At 72.0% G+C, this 22896-nt stretch carries 18 protein-coding genes and 3 pseudogenes; 6 read left to right on the top strand and 15 right to left on the bottom strand.

All coding sequences use genetic code 11. The annotated features are described in order from the left end of the window. Positions 1-269 precede the first annotated feature (269 nt). From KIS93_RS21055 to KIS93_RS69015, 4 genes and pseudogenes are all read right to left on the bottom strand, one after another. A complete protein-coding gene (locus KIS93_RS21055) occupies positions 270-1139 on the bottom strand; it encodes a Vgb family protein (RefSeq protein WP_186404366.1) in 870 nt (289 codons plus the stop codon). 294 nt (positions 1140-1433) lie between these two features. Further along, a pseudogene (locus KIS93_RS69025) lies at positions 1434-1808 on the bottom strand (ATP-binding cassette domain-containing protein); the annotation flags it as partial. A gap of 174 nt (positions 1809-1982) precedes the next feature. Continuing rightward, positions 1983-2225, bottom strand: a pseudogene (locus KIS93_RS69020) (ATP-binding cassette domain-containing protein); the annotation flags it as partial. A gap of 888 nt (positions 2226-3113) precedes the next feature. Beyond that, a pseudogene (locus tag KIS93_RS69015) lies at positions 3114-3638 on the bottom strand (ATP-binding cassette domain-containing protein); the annotation flags it as partial. 76 nt (positions 3639-3714) lie between these two features. On the opposite strand from KIS93_RS69015, the gene KIS93_RS21040 reads away from it, so the two are divergent. Beyond that, entirely contained in the window at positions 3715-4302 is a 588-nt protein-coding gene (locus KIS93_RS21040; RefSeq protein WP_080046044.1) for a TetR/AcrR family transcriptional regulator, read from the top strand. 276 nt (positions 4303-4578) lie between these two features. Here KIS93_RS21040 and KIS93_RS21035 read toward each other — a convergent pair whose 3' ends face one another. The 8 genes from KIS93_RS21035 to KIS93_RS21000 all read right to left on the bottom strand — a co-directional run bounded on the left by KIS93_RS21035 (position 4579) and on the right by KIS93_RS21000 (position 12889). After that, a complete protein-coding gene (locus KIS93_RS21035; protein ID WP_230465874.1) occupies positions 4579-6210 on the bottom strand; it encodes a serine/threonine-protein kinase in 1632 nt (543 codons plus the stop codon). 80 nt (positions 6211-6290) lie between these two features. Then, positions 6291-6857 carry an RloB family protein gene (locus KIS93_RS21030; RefSeq protein WP_230466630.1) on the bottom strand — a complete coding sequence of 189 codons (567 nt, stop codon included), beginning with the start codon at positions 6855-6857 and terminating at the stop codon, positions 6291-6293. Positions 6858-6928: 71 nt separating this feature from the next. Beyond that, on the bottom strand, positions 6929-8134 hold the full coding sequence (locus KIS93_RS21025) for an AAA family ATPase (RefSeq protein WP_080046046.1): 1206 nt from the start codon (positions 8132-8134) through the stop codon (positions 6929-6931). A 41-nt stretch (positions 8135-8175) separates the two neighbouring features. Then, on the bottom strand, positions 8176-8916 hold the full coding sequence (locus KIS93_RS21020; RefSeq protein WP_418113828.1) for an HAD family hydrolase: 741 nt from the start codon (positions 8914-8916) through the stop codon (positions 8176-8178). Then, a complete protein-coding gene (locus tag KIS93_RS21015; protein WP_246005337.1) occupies positions 8906-9967 on the bottom strand; it encodes an ABC transporter ATP-binding protein in 1062 nt (353 codons plus the stop codon). The genes KIS93_RS21020 and KIS93_RS21015 overlap by 11 nt, the downstream gene beginning before the upstream one ends. 107 nt (positions 9968-10074) lie before the next feature. Continuing rightward, a complete protein-coding gene (locus tag KIS93_RS21010; RefSeq protein WP_080046049.1) occupies positions 10075-10926 on the bottom strand; it encodes an ABC transporter permease in 852 nt (283 codons plus the stop codon). After that, positions 10914-11738, bottom strand: coding sequence for an ABC transporter permease (locus tag KIS93_RS21005; protein ID WP_080046050.1), 825 nt, complete (start codon positions 11736-11738; stop codon positions 10914-10916). Before KIS93_RS21005 ends, KIS93_RS21010 begins: the two co-directional genes overlap by 13 nt. After that, positions 11735-12889 carry an ABC transporter substrate-binding protein gene (locus KIS93_RS21000; protein WP_080046051.1) on the bottom strand — a complete coding sequence of 385 codons (1155 nt, stop codon included), beginning with the start codon at positions 12887-12889 and terminating at the stop codon, positions 11735-11737. Before KIS93_RS21000 ends, KIS93_RS21005 begins: the two co-directional genes overlap by 4 nt. Before the next feature lie 111 nt (positions 12890-13000). Here KIS93_RS21000 and KIS93_RS20995 point away from each other — a divergent pair, with 111 nt between their 5' ends. From KIS93_RS20995 to KIS93_RS20985, 3 genes are read left to right on the top strand one after another with little or no spacing between them, the layout of a single operon-like run. Beyond that, entirely contained in the window at positions 13001-13768 is a 768-nt protein-coding gene (locus KIS93_RS20995) for a GntR family transcriptional regulator (protein ID WP_080046052.1), read from the top strand. A gap of 58 nt (positions 13769-13826) precedes the next feature. Beyond that, positions 13827-14093 carry a DUF6504 family protein gene (locus KIS93_RS20990; RefSeq protein WP_168015120.1) on the top strand — a complete coding sequence of 89 codons (267 nt, stop codon included), beginning with the start codon at positions 13827-13829 and terminating at the stop codon, positions 14091-14093. After that, on the top strand, positions 14093-17737 hold the full coding sequence (locus KIS93_RS20985) for a DNA polymerase III subunit alpha (RefSeq protein WP_186404365.1): 3645 nt from the start codon (positions 14093-14095) through the stop codon (positions 17735-17737). Before KIS93_RS20990 ends, KIS93_RS20985 begins: the two co-directional genes overlap by 1 nt. A gap of 3 nt (positions 17738-17740) precedes the next feature. Here the strand turns inward: KIS93_RS20985 and KIS93_RS20980 are convergent, their stop codons facing one another. Together KIS93_RS20980 and KIS93_RS20975 are read right to left on the bottom strand one after the other, a co-directional pair. Then, positions 17741-18457 carry a DUF4328 domain-containing protein gene (locus tag KIS93_RS20980; RefSeq protein WP_080046054.1) on the bottom strand — a complete coding sequence of 239 codons (717 nt, stop codon included), beginning with the start codon at positions 18455-18457 and terminating at the stop codon, positions 17741-17743. 46 nt (positions 18458-18503) lie between these two features. Further along, on the bottom strand, positions 18504-19151 hold the full coding sequence (locus tag KIS93_RS20975; protein WP_080046055.1) for a response regulator: 648 nt from the start codon (positions 19149-19151) through the stop codon (positions 18504-18506). Between the two features lie 91 nt (positions 19152-19242). Here KIS93_RS20975 and KIS93_RS20970 point away from each other — a divergent pair, with 91 nt between their 5' ends. Beyond that, on the top strand, positions 19243-19926 hold the full coding sequence (locus KIS93_RS20970) for an ABC transporter ATP-binding protein (RefSeq protein WP_080046056.1): 684 nt from the start codon (positions 19243-19245) through the stop codon (positions 19924-19926). Further along, positions 19923-21863 carry an FtsX-like permease family protein gene (locus tag KIS93_RS20965; RefSeq protein ID WP_080046057.1) on the top strand — a complete coding sequence of 647 codons (1941 nt, stop codon included), beginning with the start codon at positions 19923-19925 and terminating at the stop codon, positions 21861-21863. The genes KIS93_RS20970 and KIS93_RS20965 overlap by 4 nt, the downstream gene beginning before the upstream one ends. Here KIS93_RS20965 and KIS93_RS20960 read toward each other — a convergent pair. Then, the gene (locus KIS93_RS20960; protein WP_080046058.1) at positions 21860-22861 is read right to left on the bottom strand and encodes an LLM class F420-dependent oxidoreductase; all 1002 of its coding nucleotides are present in this window, start codon (positions 22859-22861) and stop codon (positions 21860-21862) included. The two genes, KIS93_RS20965 and KIS93_RS20960, sit on opposite strands and share 4 nt — an antisense overlap. Between the last annotated feature and the right edge of the window lie 35 nt (positions 22862-22896).

Raw genomic sequence — 22896 nt, 5'->3', positions numbered from 1 at the left:
TCACCGGCGTCAGGCCTGGCGGGGGAAACGCCCCGCCTCCCGGCAACGTCGTCATCAGACCCCGGTGGAGGAACGTCCGTCCTCGCCGGCACCGTCGTCAGCCCCCGGCGAGGGAACGTCCGACCCCGGCAACGTCGTCATCAGGCTCCAGCGGAGGAACGTCCGTCCTCGCCGGCACCGTCATCAGACCCCGGCCGGGGAGCGTCCGACCCCCGCTAGCACCGTCATCAGGCCTGGCAGCGGGAAGTGCTCGTCCCCGCCGTCACAGGTCAGCCGATGCGGGCCAGGGCTCCCGCCTCCAGCGCTACCCAGATCGCGCCGTCAGGGCCCACCGTCAGCCCGTGGGGCTCGGCCTTGCGTTCGTTGCCGTCCTCGCCCGGAACGCTGGGTAGCGGCTGCACGTCGAAGGTGCCGTCGGGGGTGAGGCGGCCGACGCGGCCCGCCGCCCATTCCGTGAACCACAGGGCACCGTCGGGGCCGGTGACGATCGCGTGGGGGCGGGCGGCGCGGTCGGGGAGCGGGTACTCGGTGATCTTGCCGGAGGTGTCGATCCGCCCGATCTGGCCGGCGCCGATCTCCACGAACCACAGGGCGTCGTCGGGCCCCAGCGTGATGCCCACCGGCCCGGCTCCCTCGGTCGGGAGCGGGTGGACGGTCACCTCGCCCGACAACGAGATGCGGCCGATGGCGTTGGCCTGGTTGAGGGTGAACCAGAGGGCGTCGTCAGGACCCACCGTGATGAAGGACGGCATGCCACCGCCCTCCACCGCGAACTCCGTCATCGCCCCGTCGGGCCCGATGCGGCCGATCGCACCCGGCTGCATCTGGGTGAACCACATGGCGCCGTCCGGGCCGGCGACGATCCCGTACGGGGAGGGCGCCGCGTGTGCCGTCACCACACCGTCGGCCGAGATGCGGCACACCCTGCCGATCTCACCGAACTTCCCCTCCGTGAACCACATCGCCCCGTCATGACCCGGCGTGATCACCATCGGCTGGCCGTCGGCCGGGTCGAGCTGGTGGATCACCGGATCCTGCCCGGGCACCATCCTCCCGATGCGCCCCTCATGGACGAGCGTGAACCACAAGGCACCGTCGGGCGCGGTGGCGATGCCGTAGGGCGCGCCTGCGTCGATCATGGTCAAGGTATGCATATGTCCCCCTGGTCGTCGTTCTGGTCCGGCGGGTGACCCCGCGCGGGCGGTCGCTTGTGCTGAGGCCGCCCGTACGCCTCATGAGGGCGGTCGTTTGTGCTGAGACCGCCCGTACGCCTCATGAGGGCGGTTGCTTGTGCTGAGGCCCGCCCGCACCCCTCACGAGGGCGGTGAGACTGCCCGTACGCCCCACGTGGGCGTACATCTGTGCTGAGGCCGGGTGCGACGCCCGCGCGGGCGGCGTCTGTGCGTGGGCGGCTGCGTCCGCCGCGGTCTTGGTCAGCGGACGCGGCCTCCCACCAGCTCCAGCTCAGCCCCCCGGAAGCGGCGGACCAGTGCGCGGTCGTGCGAGACCAGGACGAGGGCGCCGCTGTAGGCGTCGAGGGCCCGCTCCAGCTCCTCCGCCAGGACCGGCGAGAGGTGGTTGGTCGGCTCGTCGAGCAGCAGCAGGTCGTACTGACGCGCCAGCAGCCGGGCCAGCGCCAGCCTGCGCTGCTGGCCGACCGACAGCGTGCCCACCTTCTGGTCGAGGGTGTGCGCCCGGAACAGGCCGGTGCTCAGCAGCTTCGCGCGCCGCTCGTCCTCATAGCCCTCGCCGTACGCCTCCAGCACGCTCTGATCGGGATCGAACGTCACCTCCTGCGGCAGATAACCGACCCGGCAACCGCCCCACTCGGCCCCCTCGGCCTGATGATCGGCTCGGCCGGCCAGCCCTGCCCGCTCGGCCAGTCCTGCCTCCTCGGCCAGCCCTGCCTCCCTTGCCGGTCGTGCCGCCTCAGTCAGCCCTGTCCCTGCGGCCAGCCCGCTCTGCGCGGCCGGCCCGCTCTGCCCGGCCGGCCCGCTCTGCCCGGCAAGTCCGGTCTGTTCGGCCAGCTCGGCCTCCTCTGTCAGGCGGGTCTGCTCGACCAGGCGGGTCCTGTTAGTCCGCTCGGCTTGGGCGGCGAGGGCTTGCAGGAGCGTGGACTTGCCTGCGCCGTTCGCGCCCCGGACCAGGAGCCGCTCGCCCTGCCTGATCGTCAGCGAGTCGATGTGCAGGCGATTGCCGATGTGGAGATCACGCAGCTCAACGAGCACGCGAGCACCGGCATGCGAGCCCGCCTGCCCAGCCGGCCTTCGGATCGCGCGGCCCTCATCCGCCCGCCCGGCGGCATCCCGGACGGCACTCTCGCCCGCCTTCGCAGGTGCGGTGCGGGTGGTGCTGTCGCTCGCCTTCGCGGGCGCGGTCAAGACGGCGCTCTCGCTCGCCTTCCCGGATGAGGTCCGGGTGGCGCTGTCGCTCGCCTTCACAGGTGCGGTGCCGGTGGTGCTGTCGCCCGTCTTCCCAGACACGGTCCGGATGGCGCTCTCGCCTACCTTGCCAGATGAGGCTCGGGCGACGCTCTCGGCCCGTCGGACCGGCGATGACCCCGTGGCGCTCCTGACCGGCTGCGCGGCTGCGGCGGCCCCGGATGTGGTCGCCCGCGCCGGTTCGGGGCGGTCGGCGGGGGACGGAGCCGGGTCGAAGGTGCCCAGGAAGCGGAGCGGGGCCGGTGGGCGGGGGACCGGGTCGGCCTCCAGGCGGCGCAGCCGCTCGTGGGCGTTGCGGACGCGGGTGGCCACCGAGCTCTGCACGCGCCCGGCGTTGCGGTCGTAGGCCATCTTGTTGTTGTCGCGCATCACGCGCCCGGCCGCCACCCGGTGGGCGGTGGTGGAGGCGTACTCGCGGACCTGCCGCACCTCCTCGCACCACGCCGCGTAAGCCTGCTCCCAGCGGGCTCTGGCCGCGGCCTTGGCGGCGAGGAAGCCGGTGTAGCCGCCGCCGAAGCGGGTGACGGAGCCGTGCTCGACCTCGACGATCGCGGTGGCGACGCGGTCGAGGAAGACGCGGTCGTGCGAGATCACGGCCACCGCGCCCCTGTGCTCGCGCAGCCGGTCTTCGAGCCAGGTCAGCGCCGGCGCGTCGAGGTGGTTGGTCGGCTCGTCGAGCAGCAGCACGCGCGGCGCGGCGGCCAGCACGCAGGCCAGGCCGAGCCGCGCCTGCTCGCCGCCGGACAGGCTGGACAGCGGCCGGTCGCGGCCCACGTGGGCCAGGCCGAGGCCGTGGAAGGCGCGGTCGACGCGGGCGTCGGCTTCGTAGCCGCCGCGCAGCTCGTAGGCGGTGAGCAGCTCGCCGTACTCGTGCATGACCTCCTCGGTCAGCGCGGACTCCAGCTCGCGCATCCGGCGCTCCATGGCCCGCAGGTCGGCCAGCGCGGCGTCGACGGCCTGCTGAACGGTGTGGGCGGGCGGCAGGCCGAGCGTCTGGCCGAGGTAGCCGAACTCGCCGGTCACCCGGACCTCGCCGTCGTCGGGCCGCTCGACCCCGGCCAGCAGGCGCATCAACGTGGACTTGCCCGAGCCGTTCTCGCCGACGATGCCGACCCGCTCGCCCGCGGACACGGACATCGAGACGCCGGTGAGGACGGCCCGGTCGCCGTAGGACTTGTGGACCTGATGAACGCTGATCAGGATGGAGCTCCAATCGCAACTCGTGTAGCGTTAGTTTGGCATACGGTGAGATCTAACGCAACTGGAGTAGTTTTTGGAGACGAGCAAGCGCCCTGGAGGGCGGAGCGCGCGCGTCCGTGACGCCGTGCGGCAGGCCACGCTCGCGGAGTTGTCCGAGCGCGGCTACCAGGGCCTGACCGTGGAGAACGTCGCCGAGCGGTCAGGCGTGCACAAAACGACCGTCTACCGGCGCTGGGGCGGGATCGAAGGGCTCATCTCCGACGCGCTGGAGCTGGCCAGCCACGAGCCGTGGCCCATCCCCGACACGGGCTCCATCGAAGGTGACCTGCGGGGGGTCGTCCAGCTCGTACGCAGCGGGTTCGCCGATCCCGAGCTGGGGCCGGTGTCGTCGGCGTTCGTCGCGGCGGCCGTACAGGATGCCGCTGCCGCGCGGGCGCTGCACGACTTCTTCGCGGCCCGGCACGAGCAGTCGGCCGAGGTGGTGCGGCGGGCGGTCGCGCGCGGTGAGCTGCCCGACGTCGTGGACCCGAGCGAGGTGATCAGGGTGGCGGTCGCGCCCGTCTACTACCGGCTGTTCGTCGCGCACGAGCCGGTGACCGAGCGCGACGCCGACCGCGCCGCCGACGCGGCCCTGGCCGCCGCCCGCGCCGGCGTCCTGTGAAGATCCGAACGCGAGACACCCCGGCGCGAAGGCGCGAACGCGGGACGTCCCCCGCAAAGGCGCGAACACGAGACGCCCCGCGCGAAGGTGCGAGCGTGGGACGTCCCCTGCGAAGGCGCGAACGCGAGACGCCCCGCGCGAAGGTGAGAGCGTGGGACGTTCCCGCGCGAAGGTGCGAACGTGGAACGTCCCGCAAAGGTGCGCATGTGCAACGTCCGCGCAGGCCCCCACCTGCGCCGGCGGCCGCTGGGCGCCGCGGCACCAGCGCCGCGCGGGTCAGGTCTCCTTCTGGCCGCGCAGCTCGAAGTCGTCGAACGTCGTCTTCAGCAACGACTTCCCGTCCTCCGGCGTACGGGCGAACAGCCCCAGGGTGCCGCTGCCGATCCCGTTCGGGTCCTCGACGTCCTGCACCAGCTCGTCGTTCACCCACATCCGCAGCCGCACGGTCGAGCCTGACTGCTCGCACGCGGCCACCAGTCGCGCCTTGCCTGGCAGGTCGGCCACCGGTACGGACTGGCCCAGCGTCCCGCCCGCCCCGTCCATGATGCGCCGGATCCTGGCGTTGCCCTTCGTGTCCAGCCCGAACTCGTAGTAGGTGTCGTCATCGTCGGAGTTGTGGCAGTAGATGCCGTACTCGCCGCTCCCGACCGCCTTCGTGACGTCGGCGGTGACGGCGATGACGACGGAGGACGGCAGGATCGGCGTGGGGGTGGCCGACGGGTCGGGCGTGCCGGTGGGTGAGCTGATCAGGAAGGGTATGGGCGCCTTCGCCCAGCGCTCGTCGTCGCCGTTGTCCGCCTCCGCGTCCAGCCCGTACGTGCCGTCCGTGCGGTACCCCTGGCTGGTGGTCTCGTCCGGGTCGTAGATGCCGTTCCAGCCGCCGGAGGTCTGCGTGAAGTCCTCCCGGTAGAGCACGCCCATGTCGTCGGGCGGCCCGCTCGGCGCGAGCACGGCCCAGGCGGTCACGCTCCCGGCGATCAGGAGGGCCGCGGCGGCCGCCACCCCGCCGTACAGCAGCCCGCGCCGCGGCCGGCGCCCGCCCAGCGCGGTGGTCGCCGTGAAGGGGGTCGTCTGCCAGGCAGCCTGTACGGTCTGCGCCGCCTGCTCGGGAGCGGCCGCCCGCCCGACGAGATGGTCCAGCAGTTGCTGCGCGGTGGGCCGCGCGGCCGGGTCCTTGCGCAGCGCCGCCGCGACCAGCTCGCGCAGGCCGGGCTCGACGGCGTCGAGGTTCGGCTCGGTGTTGAGCACCTGGTAGACGATGGCGGGCAGCGTGTCGCCGCCGAACGGCGCCCGCCCGCTGGCCGCGAACGCCACCAGCGTCCCCCACGAGAACACGTCGCACGCCGGCGAGACCGGATCGCCCCGCAGCACTTCGGGAGCCATGTAACGCGGAGTGCCGACGATCTCGCCGGTGCCGGTGACGCCGCCGAGCGTGTCGAGCGCCCGCGCGATGCCGAAGTCGATCACGCGCGGGCCGACGGGCGACAGCAGCACGTTCGACGGCTTGAGGTCGCGGTGCACGACCCCGGCGGCGTGGATGGCGGTGAGCGCGGTGGCCACGCTGACGGCCAGCGCGTCGAGACTGGAGCCGCGCAGAGGGCCCGACTGGCGTACGGCCTCTTCGAGGTTGGGGCCGGGCACGTACTCGGTGACCACGTAGAGCTGGTCGCCGTCGAGCGCGGCCTCCAGCACGGCGGCCGTACAGAACCTGCGCACCCGCTGAGCCGCGTCCGCCTCCCTGCGGAACCGCATGCGGAACTGCTCGTGCTGGCTGAGCTCCGGGTTGATCACCTTGATGGCGACCCGCTGCCCAGCGGCATCCTCGGCGAGATGCACCGTGCCCATCCCGCCCCGCCCCAGCACGCCAAGCAGCCTGTAGCGCCCGATGTGGGAGGTTTCACCGCTCACGCCGCGCAAGCTTACCGATACCGGGTCTCCCGCCGCAGACCCCGAGAGACGACACGCGTACGGCGGCTACGGGACAAGGGTCATGGACGTCTTCCTGACCGGCGAATGGCTTCGACGATCAGCCAGACGTTCGTGGAGGGATTCGTGCCCTTGCGGTTGGGCTCGCAGTGCTCAGGGTCGGCTCGGCAGGCACGTTCCCGCGCTGTCTCGTGGTGAACGAAGGGAAAATCCCTGCCCAGGTGCTTGTCGTAGTCCTTGATGTGCTTCCTGAGCCGCTGCCTGATGCGTTCCTGGTCACAGGCGGCTGCGTGATCCTCGAAGTGATAGAGGATCCACAGCTCGAAGCAGGGAAGGGAGATCGCGAGATTGACCTGCCCCCTCCGGGCCGCCACGAGAGCCTGGTCGAGAGTCTTGTGCTGGTCGACGTCCACGACGCACCACACCTCGTCGTAGGCGATGTTGACGTCCCGCTGCGCACGCGCCTCCTTGTCCTTCTTGTCGCGTTCCCGGATGGCGTACGCGACGATGGCCGCCGGGTCCCGGCCGAGACCGATCACCTTGCAGTTGAGAATCTCCACGGGGAGAGAGCGGAAGTAATCGCGGACGCCTGCGAAGTACTCGACCTCCGTGACCTCGCCCTCGCACACGATGAGCAGACGTTTCTTCGGGGCTCGTCGGCCGACGGGACGGTCAAGGCGCGGGGGGCTACGCCTGGGGCTCATGGCTTTAGGACGGGCCCTTTCTTGAAGATCTCGCGGATGCTCTCGAAATTGAGATACGGCACGGCGCCGTAACGGCCCTGCAGATAACCACGTTCGATGTTCTCGTCACGCCTGGTGTGGAATTCGGCGAGCGAGTAGAGGCTCGTGGCTCCGGAGTCGTCCTTCTCGGTGAACCAGACCTCGTCCCTGGCGAGGATCTCCTCATTGAGGAGGGAGCCGAGAAGCGTGGTGTCGTGCGAGGAGAAGATGAGCTGGGCGCCGTGCCGATTGATGTCGTGGTCCTTGAACATCCGGATCAGCGTCGAGCTGAGCAACGGATGAAGGCTGGAGTCGATCTCGTCGGCGAGCAGGGTGCCACCGATGTACAGAATGCTCAGCGTGTGCCCCAGCAGGGAGAGCCACGCCCTCGTCCCCGCACTTTCCTCCTCCAGGCTCAGCGGCGGGGCGTCTTCCATCCGCCGGCGCAGGACCACCTTTTTCTCCTGCGCACCTGTCTCCACGAGCTCCATCCGCTCGACCCCGAGGTCCGCGATGCGAAGGAGTTCGTTGATGTCGTCCGTCGCGTACTCCGCGTCGAGGATGTGCTTCACGACATCCAGGCGGAACCTTTCGTGCAACTCGCCGTGCTGGATGAAATAGGCGCCGCTGGACGTGAGGCGTTCATAGAGGCCGCTGAGCAACGGATGATTGTTCGACGCCGCGCACGAGAGATAGAGCGAGTTCGGGCGGGTGAGCTTGCGTATGCGCTGTGTCTCGCCGGCGAGGCCGCGTCCGAAGGTGAAGTCGGTCGGCCCGCCGCGGTCGAAGAGTTTTCTGACGCGGCCTCGGGGAAAAGTGTTGAGCCATTCGCCGAGCACCACTTCGTCATCGACTTCGAAGCCGTAGGAGTAGCGGACGCCTTCATGCAGGAAGTCGACCTCGAAGAACGACGGGGTCTCCCGCCCTGCGGGGGAGAGCTTGAACGGTCGTCTCGGCACTCCTCCGGTCGGCTTCCAATGCGTGTGGGACAGCCGGATCGCGTCGGACATCCACCTCAGGGAGTCGAGGACATTGGACTTTCCCGAGGCGTTGGCCCCGTAGATCCCGGCCACTTGAAGCGGTTGTGTCCGTTTCGCCTCTCCCCGGCGCGGAGCGGCCGTGAGAGAGAGCGTCTGCTCGCCGCGGATCGACCGGTGATTGGCGACCCGGAAGCGCAACAACACGATCTTCTCCTAGCCTTGGAGTTGCTCAGAACTCTACACTTTCAGGCCTCCTCAGGAAGGGATTCCCCGCAACTGGCCTCCCAAGCGCATACGACATGCAAGGACGGCAGCCCTTGCTCCGGTGAGGCCACCAGTACGCGGCAGCCCGCTGCCCGGGCCGCCGCGATGCCCGCCGGGCTGTCCTCGATGGCCACGCAGCGTGACGGCGGGGCGCCCAGGCGGCGGGCCGCCTCCAGGTACGGGTCCGGCCACGGCTTGCCGCGCCGCGTGTCCTCGTTGGACAGCACCAGGTCGAAGGCGTGGCCCAGCCGGGGCAGCACCAGGTCCACGATGCTCCGGGGGGAGGCGCTGACCAGGGCGGTGGGGATGCCGGTCGCGGCCAGGTCCGCCAGGAGTTCGGGGGCTCCCGGTACGACGGTGAGGTCGCGTTCGACGCGCTGGGCGAAGGCGCCGGTCAGGCAGGGGGTCAGGCCGGGGTCGCCGAGGTAGCCGGCGACGTCCTCGATGGTGCGGCCGTGGATGAAAGGGGCGTCGGCGGCGGTGAGCGGGCGGCCGGCCACGGAGGCGACCGCCTGCCACCACGACCCCTCGGTGTCCACCAAGGTGCCGTCCATGTCCAAGAGGACAGCCGCCGGTCCATGCCATAGCGGGTCGGACCGGGCTGCTTCGGACAGGGCTGCCTCGGACTGCGCCGCCTCCGACCGCGTCGCCTCCGGCCGCGCTGCCTCGGGCCGCGTCGCCTCCGGCCGCGCCTCCTCGGATCGCGCCGGGTCAGACCGCATCGGCGGGTATGACGGGGGCGGGGACGGTGACGGTGCGGGCCGCGACGAGGACGGGCCGCTCCACCAGGCGTACCACCACGCGGGCGCCGGGGCCGAGCCGGGCGGCCTCGTGGCCGGGCACGTCCGCCAGCACCTCCCCGCCGTCCACCGCGAGCCGCAGCCGTACGGAGGCGCCGCGGAAGGAGGCCGCCAGCACTTCGGACGGACCGTCATCGGCGGGGACGACCTGGACGGCTTCCGGACGGATCAGCACGTCCACGGACGGATCCGCGGGAACGGGGCCGTCCACCGGGAGGAGCTGGCCGAGCACGGTCACGTGGTCGCCGGTGACCTGCCCGGCCAGGTGGTTCATGGTGCCGACGAACTCGGCCACGAACGGCGTGGCCGGCCGGTCGTACACCTCGGCGGGCGTGCCGACCTGCTCCAGCCGCCCGTCGCGCAGCACCGCGACCCGGTCGGCGATCGACAGGGCCTCCTCCTGGTCGTGGGTGACGAAGACGGTGGTGATGCCCAGGGAGAGCTGGAGGCGGCGGATCTCCTCGCGCAGCGTCACCCGTACCTTGGCGTCGAGCGCGGACAGCGGCTCGTCGAGCAGCAGCACGCGCGGTTCCAGGGCGAGGGCGCGGGCGAGCGCGACGCGCTGCTGCTGGCCGCCGGAGAGCTGGTGCGGGTAGCGGTCGGCGTGGTCGGGCAGGCCGACGAGGGCGAGGAGTTCGTCCGCCTTGGCCCGTCTGACGGCGACGGGGGCCTTGCGGACGCGCAGGCCGAAGGCGACGTTGTCGCGGGCGTTCATGTTCGGGAACAGGGAGTAGGACTGGAAGACCATGCCGGCGTCGCGCTTGTTGGCGGGCACGTCGGTGACGTCCTTGCCGTCGACGAGGACGGCGCCCGAGTCGGGCCGCTCGAACCCGGCCACGCAGCGCAGCGCCGTCGTCTTGCCGCAGCCGGAGGGGCCGAGCAGGGCGACGAACTCGCCGGGGGCGATGACCAGGTCCAGGCCGTCCAGGGCGACGGTCCTGCCGAACGTGCGCCGCAGTGCGCGGAACTCCACAGAGGCGGACGCGGACACCGACGCGGACGACAAACCGGGCGTCCCCGATCCAGACCCCGTCCCCGATCCCGATCCCCACCCCGATCCCGATTTCGATCCCGATGCGGTCATTTGCCCTTCTCCTTGCCGAAAACGGTGGACACCGCGAGCAGCAGCAGCCAGATGAGCAGCAGGCTCAGGATCGACACCGCGACCGAGAGCTGCCCTTTGGACCCGGACACGGTCACGATCCACACCGCGAACGGCTGGTAGCCGAGCAGGCTCGCCACGGTGTACTCGCCCAGCACCAGCGCCAGGGTCAGGAACGAGGCGCTGGCCAGGGCGGAGCGCAGGTTGGGCACGATGACCCTGGCCAGCACGTACGGCCACGAGGCCCCGAGGTTGCGGGCCGCCTCGACCAGCGTCCGCACGTCCATGGTGCGCAGCCCGGCGTCCAGCGACCGGTACACGAACGGCAGCACGAGCACCACGTACGCCAGCACGAGCACGAGCGGGAACCCGGGGTCCTGGATCGCGATCAGCGTGGCCCAGAACGGGGTGGGGGCCAGCAGGTCGGTGCCGCCGCGCAGCGCGGTGCCGATCCCGGCCACGAACGTGATGGGCGGCACGACCAGCGGCAGCGTGCACAGGACTTCCATGACGGGGCGGAGCCGGGGCGCGAAGAGCCGGACGGCCAGCATCGCGGGCAGCGCGAGCAGCAGCACGACCGCGATGGTGGCCAGGGCGAGCCCGAGCGAGAGCGACAGCGACCGGACGAAGCCGTCGGCGGTGAGCAGTTCCCCGTAGGCGGACAGGGACACGCCCGCGCCCGGCGTGTGGATCGTGTACCAGAAGGCGGTGCCGAGGGGGACCAGGAAGTAGATCCCGGCGAGCAGGAACACCGCGCCGCGCCACCAGGCCCGCCGGGGGCGTGGGGTGTCGGCGCCGGAGACCCGTTCGAGGCCGGTCAGTGCAGCCATCGGGAGGTCCTCCTCTGCAGCGGCAGGTAGATCGCCATGACGAGCCCGGCGACGACGACCATGTCGAGGCTGAGCGCGAGCGCGATGTTCTCGTAGCCGACCAGCACGTCGCCGGTCAGCGCGCTGGCGATCTTCAGGGTGACGAGCGGGACGACGGTGCCGACCATGGCGTTCGCGGTGGCGTAGGCGGAGAAGGCCCCGCCGAACAGCAGGACCACGCCGCCGAGCATGGCGGGCGCCAGCACGGGCAGCGCGACGAAGCGCCAGTAGTGCCAGCTGGTGGCGCCGCTGTTGGCGGCGGCCTCGCGCCATTGGGGGCGCAGCCCGTCGAGGGCGGGGGCCATGGCCAGCACCATGAGCGGGACGGAGAAGTACAGGTAGACCAGGGCCAGGCCCCAGAACGTGTAGAGGGAGCCGGAGGGCAGCCCGACGAGGCCGCTGACCACGCCGGAGTTGCCGAGCGTGGCGATCCAGAAGAACGCCAGCGGCACCCCGCCGAAGTTGGCGAGCACGCCGGACGCGGTCAGCACAGCCTCGCGCAGCAGGGTGCGGCGCGAGGTGACGATCGCGTACGCGAGGAACGTGCCGAGCACGGCCCCGAGGAGCGCGACGACGGCCGACAGCCGCACACTGCCGATCATGGCGTTGAGGTAGCCGCCCTGGAGGCTCTGCGAGAGGTTGGCGAGGCTGGGCCGTCCCTGCGCCGTGAACGCCCCCGCCACCAGCACGACGGCGGGGACGCCGAACACGAGCGCGAAGAACGCCAGCAGCGGCAGCGCGCCCAGCCAGCCTCGTGACCGGGTGCGGTTCATCCCGAGATCGCGGCGTCCCAGCCGGCGGCCAGCTTGGCCTTGGCCGCGTCCACCTGCTCGGTCGTCGGGAACTCGGGCTCGCCCTCGACGGCGGGCAGCTTGGCCGCCAGCGCCTTGTCCACGGTGCCGTCGGCGGTCATCGCGGGCAGCAGGACGGGGCGGGCGAAGCCCTTGAGGTAGAGGTTCTGGCCTTCGGCGCTGTAGAGGTACTCCTGCCACAGGCGGGCGGCGGCCGGGTGCGGGGCGTCCTTGTTGATGGCCTGGGCGTACATCTGGAAGTACTTGCCGTCGGAGGGCACGTTCACCTTCCAGTCGATGCCCTTGGCGGCCATCTGGGGGGCGTAGGCGGCGTTGTTGTAGTCCCAGTCGATGCTGATCTGGGTCTCGCCCTTCTCGATGGTGGCGGGGGTGGTCTCGACGGGGTTGTAGTTGCCGGCGTCCTTGAGCTTCTTGAAGAAGTCGATGCCGGGCTGGATGTCGTCGAAGGAGCCGCCGTTCGCGATGGCGGCGGCGTAGACTCCCGCGAACGCGGAGCCGGCCTTGGTGGGGTTGCCGTTCATCGCGACCTTGCCCTTGTACTCGGGCTTGAGCAGGTCGGCGAAGCTGGTCGGGCAGGTCTTGATCTGCTTGGCGTCGCAGCCGATGGAGACGTAGCCGCCGTAGTCGTTGACCCAGAGCCCGGTGGGCTCCTTCTGCCCTTCGGGGATCTTGTCGAACGTCTGCACCTTGTACGGCGCGAACAGCCCTTCGGCGGCGCCGCTGATCGCGAACGACTGGCCGAGGTCGAGCACGTCGGGGGCGCGGTCCTGGCCCTTGCGCGTCTTGACCGCGTTGATCTCGTCGGCGCTGGCCGCGTCGGGCGTCTCGCTCTCGATCTTGATGCCGTACTTGGCCTGGAACTTCTCGATGATCTCGCCGTAGTTGGCCCAGTCGGGCGGCAGGGCGATGACGTGCAGGTTGCCTTCCTTCTTGGCCGCCTCCACGAGCTTGTCGAGGCCGCCGAAGTCGGCCGCGGAGGTCGCGGTGGCCGCGTTCACGCCGCCTTGCGAGGCCTGGGTGGTCTGCTGGGTGCTCGGGGCGGCGCCGCACGCCGCGGTGACAATGGTGAGGACTGCGACAACGCCGGCCGCACGGGCGCGAGGTGTGAACACGACGCCTCCACTTTCCAGGGGTGTGGCAAGAACGTAAAGGAACTTGTACAAACAAGCGAGCACCAGTTAGTCGCATCAATGTTGCTCTTTCATGAATGGGAAGGATCGGGGATGGTTGCGCGCTATGAACGGATCGCCGATGAGCTGCGGGGCGAGATCCTGTCGGGCGCGCACCCGGTCGGCTCGCAGCTCCCGAGCGAGGCGGAGCTGGCCGAGCGGCACGGCGCGGCCCGCGGCACCGTGCGCCAGGCGATCGCGGTGCTGGCCGCCGAGGGGCTGGTCGGCTCCCGGCAGGGCGCCCGGCGGATCGTGCTCGGCAGGGCGCGCAGCCAGAGCTTCGCGGAGCTGCACAGCTTCGCCCAGTGGGCGCGCGCGAACGGTTACCGCTACGGCGGCCAGGTGATCGAGCAGCGCCGCCGGGCCGCCCGCGGCACCGAGCCGGCCCGGCTGGGCTGCGCGCAGGTGCTGGAGGTGCTGCGGGTGCGCACGCTGGAGGGCGAGCCGGTGCTGCTGGAGCGGACGGTGTACGCGGACTGGGTGGCCGGCGCCGTCGAGGGGCTGCCGGCCGACTGCGAGTCGGTCACCGAGGCGCTGTACGCGTCCATCGGCCTGGTGTTCGCCTACGGGGAACACCTCATCGACGCGGTGCCCGCCGGGGCCCGGGACGCCCGCCTGCTGGGGGTGCGCCGCGGCAGCCCGCTGCTGCGCCAGCGCAGGACCACCACCACGTACGAGGGCCGCCCCGTGGAGACCTCCGACGACCGTTACCGCGCAGGCAGCGTGGCCTTCAGCATCCGCAACTCGATCGGCGCCAACCCGCTCGTGAGGCAGGCCGGCGACTTGCGTTTCGGCGCCGGAGAACATATGTTCGAGTCATAAGCGCCCGTCTTCCCCCGGGTGGCTCAGTAACCGGACCAGAGCCGCGGGGAGAAGCGTCTTGAGCAGACTCTATGGCGATCCGATAGAGGTGTGGACCAGAGACGGGGAGCCGACCCAGTTCGTCTGGCGCGACCGGCTTTACCTCGTCCGCCGCGTCCTCGACCAGTGGGTGGTCGCGCGCGAGTGGTGGAAGACCGGCGAGGGCGACCCGGGTGAGCGCCAGTTCTGGCGGGTGGAGGCCAGCCCCGGCCGCGAGGTGGGCTCCTACGAGCTGCGTTACGACACCGCGAGCAACGGCTGGCTGCTGCTGAGGGCGTGGGACTGATGGCGCCCCCGTTCGCGCACCTCGACGTGTGCTCCGCCTACTCCATGCGCTACGGCACCGCGTTCCCGCGAGCGCTGGTGAACCGGGCGGTGGAGCACGGGATGGACATCCTCGCCCTGACCGACCGCGACGGCCTCTACGGCGCGATCAAGCACGTCCAGGCGTGCGCGGAGGCCGGCGTCGCGCCGGTGGTCGGCGTGAACCTGGCGCTCGACGCCCCGGCTCCCGCTCGCCGGCCCTGGGAGTCGCGCCCGAGAACCGGCCCCGACGCCGAGGACCGCGTCACCGTGCTGGCCCGCGGCAAGGGCTGGTCCCGCTTGTGCCGCCTGGTCACGGCCGCCCACCACGCGGGGGAGCGGGGCGCGCCCAAGGTGACCCGCGAGCTGCTCGGCGAGTGGGCCGGCGGGCCCGGCGGAGATCACGGCTTCGGCGCGGAGGACGGGCTCGTGGTGCTGCTCGGCCCCAGGTCCGACGTGGGCCGCGCGGTGGCCGCGCGCCGCGACGAGCACGCCAGGGCGCTGCTCGGCCAGTGGCGCGCCGCCGTGCCCGGCGTGGTGGTCGAGCTGGTCGACCAGTACGGCTTCCGCGACGCCGGCACCGCCGTCCGCATGCTCGGCCTGGCGGAGTCGGCGGGCGTGCCCGCGATCCTGACCAACGCCGTGCGCTACCTCGACCCCGCCGACCACCAGGTCGGCGACGTGCTCGACGCGGCCCGCCAGCTCGTCCCGCTGCACCCGCGCCACCTGGAGCGCACCACCTCCCACGCCTACCTCAAGAGCACCAAGGAGATGTGGCAGGTCGCGGCCAAGGTGTGCGGCGCCGACCAGGAGCGGATGGGCCGGCTGCTGTTCACCACGAGGCGGCTGGCCGAGGCGTGCGCGATGGAGCCGCTCGACGTGCTCGCGCTGCGCAACGACCCGCCCGCCCTGCACCTGCCGGAGATCGGCCGCGACCCCGTGCCGCTGCTGCGCCACCGCGTCGAGGACGGCCTGTTCAGGCGCGGCCTCGACCGCTCCGCCGACGCCAGGGAGAGGCTGCGCGACGAGATGGCGATCATCGAGCGCAAGCGCCTGTCGGGCTACTTCATCGCCGTGGCCGGCATCACCGACATGATCCGCGACATGGGCGTCCGCTGCGCCATCCGCGGCTCGGGCGCCGGCAGCCTGGTCAACTACCTCATCGGCATCGGCGAGGTGAACCCCCTGGAGCACGGCCTGCTCATGGAGCGCTTCCTGTCGGAGGGCCGCATCGGGCTGCCCGACATCGACGTGGACGTCGAGTCGGCCCGCCGCCTCGACTGCTACCAGGCCATCTTCGACCGCTACGGCGAGTCCCGCGTGGCCTGCGTGTCCATGATGGAGACCTACCGGGCCCGCAGCGCGATCCGCGACGTCGCCGGCGCGATGGGCCTGCCGCCGCACGAGATCGACGCCATCGCCAAGGCGTTCCCGCACATCAGGGCCAAGCAGATCACCGCGTCCCTGGAGGACCTGCCCGAGCTGCGCGAGAGCCGGCTCGGCGAGGCCGGGCTCGACCGGGTCTTCCGGCTGGCGGAGAAGCTCGACGGCCTGCCCCGGCACATCGCCCTGCACCCGTGCGGCGTGCTGATCGGCAACGCCGGGCTGCGCGACCGCACGCCGGTCGAGCGCAGCATGCTGGGCTTCCCGATGTCGCAGTTCGACAAGGACGACGTGGAGGAGGCCGGGCTGCTCAAGCTCGACGTGCTGGGCGTACGGATGCAGTCGGCGCTGGCGTACGCGCTGAGCGAGATCAAGCGCGTCGACGACGTCGTGGTGGAGCTCGACACCCAGCGCGGCGACGACCCCGGCGTCCAGTACGTGCCGCACGACGACCAGGACACCTACGACATGATCTGCGCCGCCCGCACCCTCGGCTGCTTCCAGATCGAGTCGCCCGGCCAGCGCGAGCTGGTGGCCAAGCTGGAGCCGCGCAGGATGCACGACCTGATCGTGGACATCTCGCTGTTCCGTCCTGGGCCGGTCAACTCCGACATGGTCACCCCCTACCTGGAGGCCAGGGGCGGGTGGCGGCAGCCGTACTATCCTCATGAGCGGCTGCGGGAGGCGCTGAAGGAGACCCACGGCGTCGTGGTCTTCCACGAGCAGGTCCTGAAGATCATCTCCGTGATGACGGGGCGCGACCTGTCCTACGCCGAGAAGCTGCGGCGCACGCTCGACACGCCGGAGGGCCGCGAGCGGGTGCGCCGCGCGTTCGTCCCGCTGGCCAGGGCCAACGGGTTCGACGACGCGGCCGTGGAGCGGGCCTGGCAGGTGCTCGACGCGTTCGGCTCGTTCGGGTTCTGCAAGGCGCACGCGGCGGCGTTCGCGCTGCCCACGTACCAGTCGGCCTGGCTCAAGCGGCACCACGCGGCGGCGTTCTTCGCCGGGGTGCTCACGCACGAGCCCGGCATGTACCCGCCGCGGGTCATCATCGACGAGGCCCGGCAGTGCGGGGTGAAGATCCTGCCCCTCGACATCAACAAGTCCGGCAAGGACTGGCAGGTCGAGCGGATCGGGCCGCGCGTCCAGGTCCGCGTGCGGCCCTCCTCGCTGGAGGGCGGATCTCCCGTGCGCAGAGACTTCAAGATCGGGGAGATCGGCAAGGGGTACGCGCTGCGGGTGCCGTTCTCGGCGATCAAGGGCGTCAGCGAGGCCGAGGTCGAGCGCATGGTGGCCGGGCAGCCGTACACGTCGCTGGCCGACTTCTGGGACCGCGCCCGGCCCTCGCGGCCCACGATCGAGCGGATCGTCCAGGTCGGCGGCCTCGACGCGCTGCACGACCTGCACCCGGGCGGCGGGCGCCGCTGGCGGCCCGGCGAGCTGACCAGGCGCGACCTGATCGCCCAGATCGGCGCGCTCGACCGGGCCTCCGCCATCGGCGTGCAGGCGGGGCCGCGCAAGTCCAAGCGCTACAACTCACACATGTCCCAGCTCGATCTCTCCCGGAACGCGGCTCCTCCGGCGGTACAGCTTCCGCTCGGGTTCGGCGAGAGGCTGCCGCCGGGGGAGCTGCCCGAGATGACCGAGACGGAGATGGTCGAGGCCGAGCTGGAGATCCTCGGCATCGACGTCAGCCGGCACATCCTCAGCTTCCACGACGAGCTGCTCGACGCGCTCGGAGTGGTACGTTCCAGAGACCTGCTCACGCAGCGCAACGGGGCGGAGATCCTCGTCGCCGGCGTCAAGGTGGCCACCCAGACGCCCGCCATCCGCTCGGGCCAGCGCGTCATCTTCACCACGCTCGACGACTCGACCGGGCCGATCGACCTGACGTTCTTCGAGTCGGTGCAGGGGCGGTGCGCGTCGATCGTGTTCGGGTCGTGGCTCATGCTGGCCAAGGGGGTGGTCCGGCGCACGGGGGTGCGGGCGGTGTCGCTGCGGGCGGTCGACTGCTGGAACCTCGCCGACCTCGACGCGCTGTGGCGCTCCCAGGGGATCGAGGCGGTGCGGGCCGTGCTGGAGCAGGCGCCGCAGGAACTGGCCGGGGTCGGCGGGCGCAAGATCGAGTACGCCAACGGGTTCAGGCTGTCGCCCTACTCCGACCTGGGGCCGGCCGTCACCGCGAAGCCGCCCAGGCAGCTCTGGCACGCCAGCCCGGGCAGCTCGGGCCCCACGGCGGCCTGACCGTCAGCTCGTGCGGCCCACCGCCGTGGACCCGGGAGCCGGCTGGGGGGAGAAGGGGCGCAGGGTGCCCGGCTCGACCACCCGGGCCGACCGGGCGGCCCGCTGCAGCCGCGTCAGCTCTCGCACGGTGCCGGCGCACAGCAGCGCCGCCACCGAGGCGCAGGCCAGCTCCGGCACCCCCACCCCCGTCAGGTCGCCGGCGGAGGCGTCGAGCGGCAGCCGGATCGTGAACAGGGCGAGCGTGCCGAGCCAGGCCGCCCACCACGAGCCCAGCAGCGCCAGCCAGCGCCCGCGGCGCCCGGCGGGCGGCCGGGTGCCGCGCCAGACCTCGTCGACCAGCACCGCCGGCGCGACGAGGTTGACGCCCGGCAGCAGCCAGGCCGCCGCGACCGGGGCGGTGGCGGCGGAGCGGTCGTTGGCCTGCCTGGCGCGCACGAGCCAGGTCACGTAGGCGGCAGCGGCGGCGACGGTGGTGACCGCCACCAGCATCATCAGCACCGCGAACAGGGTCACCGCCCCCACCACGGCCTCGGCGTCGGCGCCCTGGGGGCGCCCGCCGAAGGCGGCCAGCTCGGCGGCGAGCCGGCGCCCGCGCGACAGCTCGAAGCTCACGAGAGCGCCGAGGGAGAGGATCTGGGCGGTGAGCGTCACGTAGACGGCGGAAGCGGCTCTGGCGGGCGATGCCTGGGTGTAGCGCACGTTGATCTCCCCCCGGGCCATGCGCTGAGGTTCTGATTCACTTGTATCCCGGCGGCCCCGCTGTTAATCAGCTCACCACGCCGGATTCCCACGCCCAAGCTGCGATTTCAACCCGATTGCGGACACCGAGCTTGGCCTGGATGCTGCCCAGGTGCGTCTTCACCGTCGACAGCGACACGAACAGCTCCGCCGCCACCTCCTGGTTGGTGCGCCCCCTGGCGACCAGGCGGACGACGTCCAGCTCGCGGTCCGTCAGCGGGTCGTTCACCGGGGCCGGGACGCGGCGGGGCTGGGCGAGGTGCTGCAGCAGCCGCACGGTGACCGACGGTGAGACCAGCGCGTCGCCCGCCGCCGCGGCCCTGACGGCCTCGATGAGCAGCGTGGGCCCGCTGTCCTTGAGCAGGAAGCCGGTGGCGCCGGAGCGCAGGGCTCCGTACACGTACTCGTCGAGGTCGAACGTGGTCACGATGACCACCCGCAGCGGGTTCTCCACACCCGGGCCGGCCAGCACGCGGGTCACTTCCAGCCCGTCGAGCTTGGGCATCCTGATGTCGAGCAGGCACACGTCCGGCCGCAGCCGCCTGGCCTCCGCGACGGCCTCGGCGCCGTCGGAGACGGCGGCCACGACCTCCATGTCCGGCTGGGCGTCGAGGATCATCTGGAAGCCGGTGCGCACCAGTTGCTGATCGTCTGCGATGAGAACCCGAATAGTCACGGCCCCAACTCTAGGATCAGCCGTTCGGCCGAGGCGGATATGGACGCAAGGCCGATCCCCGCGCACCCCCTCAGGCGGGAGCCTGGACGGCATGAACGACGTGCTTGTTGGACGGGCCCTGGCCAAACGGTTCGGGCAGACGGTCGCCCTGGGCGGCGTGGACATCGCGGTACGGTCGGGCGAAGCCGTGGCGATCATGGGGCCGAGCGGTTCCGGCAAGTCGACCCTGCTGCACTGCCTGGCCGGCATCATGAAGCCGGACGGGGGCGAGGTGCACCTTCTCGGCCAGCGCATCGACACGCTCGGCGAGCGCAAGCGCAGCGCGCTGCGCCGCAGCCGCTTCGGCTTCGTCTTCCAGTTCGGCCAGCTCCTGCCGGAGCTGCCCGCCGAGGAGAACGTGGCGCTGCCGCTCATGCTCGGCGGCGTGCCGAGGGCCCAGGCCGTACGGCAGGCCCGCGAGTGGTTCGCCCCGCTCGGCCTGCACTCCCTGGAGGCCAGGCGGCCGGGGGAGCTGTCCGGCGGCCAAGCGCAGCGGGTGGCCATCGCCAGGGCGCTGGTGACCAGGCCGGCCGTGGTCTTCGCCGACGAGCCCACGGGGGCGCTCGACCAGCAGACCGGGCAGGAGACCATGCGGCTGCTGGTGGAGGCCACCAAGCACAACGACGCCAGCCTGATCGTCGTCACCCACGACCCCAACGTGGCCGCCTGGTGCGACCGCACGGTCGAGGTCCGCGACGGCCGGCTGCTCACGAGAGAGCCCGGGGTGTACGCGTGAACCTCGATCTGACCTGGCGGCTGCTCAAGGGCGGCGGGCGCAGGGGCCTGCTCGGCACCTGGCTCACGCTCGGCGCCGTGGCGGTGGCGACGGCGCTGCTGCTGTTCGCCGTGGCGGCGAACTCCGCCTTCCAGGCCAGGGCCGAGCGCGGCGCCTGGCGCAACCCGGTGCCGGCCGCCTCCGGCGCGGTCGCCGTCGAGGCGTCCCGCTACGACTTCGTCCGCGACCGGACGATCACCGTCGTCGACCTGGCCGCGCTGCCCGGCCGGACGCCGGAGCCGCCGCCGGGGCTGCCCCGCTTCCCCGCGCCGGGCGAGACGTGGCTGTCACCGGCCCTGGCCGAGCTGGCCGAGGAGCTGCCCGCCGGCGAGCTGGCCGAGCGCTACCCCGGCAGGAAGGGCGTGCTGGGGGACGAGGCGCTGGTGTTCCCCGGCGAGCTGGTCGCGGTCGTCGGCCACGCGCCGGACAGCCCCGCGATGACCGCGCAGCGCACCGACGACTGGGTCGTCGCCAAGCCGCCCGTCAAGGTCGCGAGCCTGGCCGGGCAGCCGAGCGAGGACGCCGAGGCGTACCAGGTGCTCTCGCTCATCGCCAGCGTGCTCATGGTCGTGCCGCTGCTCGTCTTCGGGGGCGCGGCGGCCCGGCTCACGGTGGCCAGGCGGGATCAGCGGCTGGCCGCGCTGCGCCTGGTCGGAGCCACGCCGGGGCAGGTCGTGGCGATGACGGTGGCGGAGGCGGTGATCGTCGCGCTGGCCGGCGCGCTGGCGGGGGCCGTCGTGTTCGCGCTGGCCGTGCCGCTGCTGGCCGGCATCGAGATGCAGGGCGGGCCGTGGTTCGCCGGTGACCTGTTCCCGTCGCCGCTCGTCCTGGCCGCGGTGCTGGTCGCGGTGCCGCTGCTGGTGGGGCTGTCGGCGGTGGCCGGGCTGCGGCGGGTCGTGGTGAGCCCGCTCGGTGTGGCCAAGCGGGAGACGCCGCCGGGCATGCGGTTCGTACGGGTGCTCGCCCTGCTGGCGGTGCTGGCCGCGTTCCCGCTGCTGACCAGGGGCACCAGCGTCTCGATCATCGCGGTGGCGCTCGCCCTGGCGTTCCTGTGCATCAACCTGGCCGGGCCGTGGGTGGTCGGCATGATCGGCCGGATCACGGCGGCCAGCGCGCGCGGCCCCGCCCGGCTGCTGGCCGGCCGCCGGCTCGTGGACGACCCGCGCGCGGCCTGGCGGACCGTGAGCGGCGTGGCGCTGACCGGCTTCGTGGCGGGCTTCCTCGGCCTGCTCAGCCCGACCGGGTTCGGCGACGAGGTGACGGGCCCGCCCCAGCTGCGTGTCACGGCGCCGGCCGGGCAGGTCACCGAGGTGGCCGCGCAGGCCCGCGAGCGGCTGCGCGCCTCCGGCGTGCAAGCCACCGTGAAGCCCGTCAAGAACGTCGTGGTCGCGGCGCTGGGCAGCGCCGCCGACGACGCCACCCTCGACCGCGCCCGCACCGCGCTGGCCGAGCTCGTGCCCGGCCGCACGCCCACCACGCAGCGTGACGACCGGCGCTTCGGGATCCAGATCCTGGCCGACGTGCGGGTGGGCACGATCGTGGTGCTGTCGGTGTCGTTCCTGGTGGCCATCGCCAGCTCGGGCATCACGGCCACGTCGTCGATCCTCGACCGGCGGCAGACGTACGGGCTGCTGCGGCTGGCGGGCACGCCGCTGGAGGTGCTCGACCGGGCCCGCCGCACCGAGACGCTGGTCCCGCTGACGGTCATGGGCGGCGGGGCGATCCTGGTCGGGGCGTTCTGCGCGGTGCCGTTCATGATCGGCGGCATGAACGTGGTCGGCACGGTCACGCTCGTCGCCTGCGTCGTCGTTGGCTTCGCCGGGGTGATCGGGGCGGGCGCGCTGAGCCGCCCGCTGCTCCGCTCGGTCACGGCCGACCCGGCGCCCCGCCCCGATTAACCCAGCACGAGGTCGCGGACGAGCTTGAGCGAGGGCTCGTCCCGCACCCCCATGACGAGCAGGCTCGTGACCGGGCTGCGGTGCCACAGCTCCAGCCGCTCCTTGATCCGGCCGGGCGGGCCGACGAGCGAGATGCCGTCGGCCAGCTCGTCCGGGATCGCCCGGAACGCCTCGTCCTTGCGGCCCGCCAGGTAGAGCGCCTGGATGTGCTCGGCCGCCTCCGCGTAGCCCATCCGGCCGATGATGTCGGCGTGGAAGTTGCGCTGCCGGGCACCCATGCCGCCGATGTAGAGCGTCAGCATCGTCTTCACGACGTCGAGCGCGCCCCGGAGGTCGTCGGAGATGAGCACCATCACCATGGCGGCCACGTCGAAGCCCGGCTCGGCGCCCGACAGCGCCTCGCCGTACATCTCCTCGATCTTCTCGGGGAAGGCGAACAGCGGTAGCCAGCCCTGCGCGACCTCGGCGGCCAGCGCCACGTTCTTCGGCCCTTCCGCCCCGAGATAGACGGGGATGTCGGGGCGGAGCGGATGGGTAATGGACTTGAGCGGTTTGCCCAGGCCGCCGGGCAGCGGCAGCGGGTAGTGCGGGCCGTCGCTGGTGACCGGCTCGTCGCGGCGCCACACCTTGCGCATGATCTCGACGTACTCGCGGGTCCTGGCCAGCGGCCGGGCGAACGGCTGGCCGTACCAACCCTCCACCACCTGCGGCCCGGAGGCGCCCACGCCCAGCAGCAGCCGGCCGCCGGTGAGGTGGTCGAGCGTCATGGCGGTCATCGCGGTCGTGACCGGGGGCCTGGCGGAGATCTGGGCGATCGAGGTGCCCAGCTTGATGCGGGACGTCCGCGCGCCGTACCAGGCCAGCGGCGTGAAGACGTCGCTGCCGTACGCCTCGGCCGTCCAGACCGAGTCGTAGCCGAGGCGTTCGGCCGCCAGGACCGATTCGGTCGCGTCGTCGGCGTTGCGCTGCCAGTAGCCGAGGTTCAAGCCGAGCTTCATGGGACACCTCCGGAATTAAGTTCTATTACGGCCGG

Source organism: [Actinomadura] parvosata subsp. kistnae (assembly GCF_900323885.1).
Classification (GTDB): Bacteria; Actinomycetota; Actinomycetes; order Streptosporangiales; family Streptosporangiaceae; genus Nonomuraea; species Nonomuraea composti.
Note: the sequence above shows the minus strand (reverse complement) of the source record. Positions and strands in the feature narration are given on the sequence as shown.

Coding starts and splice junctions, on each gene's coding strand:
- KIS93_RS21055 (WP_186404366.1), bottom strand. CDS start 1,139: ATGATCGACGCAGGCGCGCCCTACGGCATCGCCACCGCGCCCGACGGT.
- KIS93_RS21020 (WP_418113828.1), bottom strand. CDS start 8,916: ATGCGGTCTGACCCGGCGCGATCCGAGGAGGCGCGGCCGGAGGCGACG.
- KIS93_RS21010 (WP_080046049.1), bottom strand. CDS start 10,926: ATGGCTGCACTGACCGGCCTCGAACGGGTCTCCGGCGCCGACACCCCA.
- KIS93_RS21005 (WP_080046050.1), bottom strand. CDS start 11,738: ATGAACCGCACCCGGTCACGAGGCTGGCTGGGCGCGCTGCCGCTGCTG.
- KIS93_RS20995 (WP_080046052.1), top strand. CDS start 13,001: ATGGTTGCGCGCTATGAACGGATCGCCGATGAGCTGCGGGGCGAGATC.
- KIS93_RS20985 (WP_186404365.1), top strand. CDS start 14,093: ATGGCGCCCCCGTTCGCGCACCTCGACGTGTGCTCCGCCTACTCCATG.
- KIS93_RS20980 (WP_080046054.1), bottom strand. CDS start 18,457: ATGGCCCGGGGGGAGATCAACGTGCGCTACACCCAGGCATCGCCCGCC.
- KIS93_RS20970 (WP_080046056.1), top strand. CDS start 19,243: ATGAACGACGTGCTTGTTGGACGGGCCCTGGCCAAACGGTTCGGGCAG.
- KIS93_RS20960 (WP_080046058.1), bottom strand. CDS start 22,861: ATGAAGCTCGGCTTGAACCTCGGCTACTGGCAGCGCAACGCCGACGAC.